Source organism: Effusibacillus pohliae DSM 22757 (genome assembly GCF_000376225.1).
GTDB lineage: Bacteria > Bacillota > Bacilli > Tumebacillales > Effusibacillaceae > Effusibacillus > Effusibacillus pohliae.
Genome location: NZ_AQXL01000029.1, coordinates 1 through 1,922 on the forward strand (window position 1 = coordinate 1; position 1,922 = coordinate 1,922).

Annotated in this window: 2 protein-coding genes; both read left to right on the forward strand. The window is 57.5% G+C overall.

Translation table 11 applies throughout. The annotated features are described in order from the left end of the window. A partial coding sequence (locus C230_RS0100375) for an ATP-binding protein (protein WP_018130122.1) occupies window positions 1-1,413 on the forward strand: 1,413 nt, incomplete at its 5' end. A 43-nt stretch (window positions 1,414-1,456) separates the two neighbouring features. Continuing rightward, window positions 1,457-1,922, forward strand: a 466-nt coding sequence (locus tag C230_RS0100380) for a hypothetical protein (protein ID WP_026174049.1), incomplete at its 3' end; no start/stop codon positions are given.

Below are 1,922 nucleotides of genomic sequence, written 5' to 3' on the forward strand. Positions count from 1 at the left end.
TCGCTGGAGCGGAAACTTCGTTCAAGACAGCCATTGGTACACATGGCGACCGTTTTTGCTTTGGGGGCGCCGGATGCTTCCGAACTTCGGCACCGAACGGAACAGTTTCAGCAGATCGCCGGAGTCTATCACACCCTCGTGCGGGCCCCGGGGGATATGAAACGGATGTTCCAGGCGTTCTATCCGTTTGGTGACGATCTGCCGACGGGGTGGGAGACGCCGATGGACCCGGGGGTATTGGGGGCCGCTGTTCCGTTTGGCACGCGGTCGTTGGGGGATCCGAGCGGCTTTTGGCTGGGAAGGCTTCTCAACGGTCGTCCGGTCTGGATGGATCCCCGACGGCCGGCTCAGGAGTTGAACACCACGAGCGCAATCATGCTTGTGGGAACCTTGGGAAGCGGGAAGTCTTATGCGCTCAAGTACATTGCCACCTTGCTCCTGTCTTGGGGCGCGAAGGTTTTCCTGGTCGATCCAAAGGGCGAGACGGAGCCGTTGGCGCAACTTCCGACAGACGTCCAGATCTTGCGGTTCACGTATGACTCCGACACGCGGTTTTCCCCGTTCCGGGTCGGGAACGTCCAGGACGCCCGGGCGATCATGGAACTGATTTTCAATCCGCTGGGCGATGATCGGCGGCAGATCGTGATTAACCAGGCGGTGGAGCAGGTCTTGAAGGGCGACCGATGGGATATGTGGCAGTTTCACCAAGCGTTGGTGGAAATAGGGGAAAACACGCCCGAAATCAAGGAGCGGGAAGAAGCGCGGCTGGTTGCGGAGCGGGTCCGACTCATGGCGGATCATGAGATCGGGCGGCTGTTTTTTGGCGAGGACACGGGAGAGACGATTTTCGACCACGACTTGGTAACGGCTATCGTTCGCGGCCTGTCTCTCCCGGACAAAACGGTGCCTAAGGAAAAGTGGACGGAAACCGAACGGTATTCTGCCGCGATCCTGTATGCCGTAGCGACGTTGGGGCTACGCCGGCTTATGGCCCTGCCCAAATCAGTTGTCAAGGTGCTGGCGATCGACGAGGCGTGGGTACTGCGTCGTTTTGAGCAAGGGCAGCGTCTGATCAACGAGGCCATGCGGTTTAGCCGTTCGGAAAACCTGATCCCGATTCTGGCTACTCAAAACGCAACCGATTTCCTGCCGCGAGCGGACGAGGAAGATATGACCGGTCTGTTCGCGTGGAAAATTCTGTTGCACCTGGAGAGTCAGGATCAGGTGGAGGCCGCCCTTCGAATCCTGGGAATGACCGATGAAGACCCTCGACGGTGGACCAAACGGTTTGCGGAGTACCGAAATGGCAGGGGACTGGTTCGGGATCCCGAGGGCCGAATAGGCGAGATGCAGATCGAGGTGTTGCCTCGCAGTCTGGATCGCCTCTTTTCCAGCACTCCAAAAAGTGGATGATTCTTTCTCTCGCCCCCTCTTCCAAGTGGAAGGGGGTTTTTTCGTGCGATTCTGGAAAACATTGATTCTGCTTGTTGGACTCAGCCTGTCTTGGGACACAACGACATGGGCGGCCGCCGACCCATTCTCGGATCCATTGCTGACCTCACCTGACGGGTATCCCATCTCGAACTATAACTGGGACGCAGGAGGCTTTTTTGCGGGATTTCATCCCCTATGGGGGCTCTCGAATGTTATTTTAAGTCTTTCGGTGGTTTTGGTTCGTTTGTCCATGTGGATCTTGGATCTGGGATATGCCCCATCGGGGTGGTTGGCGCCCTTCGGGGCAATTGCGGAGGCTATCCAGAAAAGTCGCTTTCTGGACCACATCTGGCCTATTTTTGCCATTGTGGCTGCCGGTGTGCTTCTCAAGGACTTCGCGCAGCACCATGTCCAACGGATGATGCAACGCGGAGTTCTGTTTGTGGTCGTCGCGGTTGTTCTATTGCTGTTCCAGGCGGTGGGCGGCC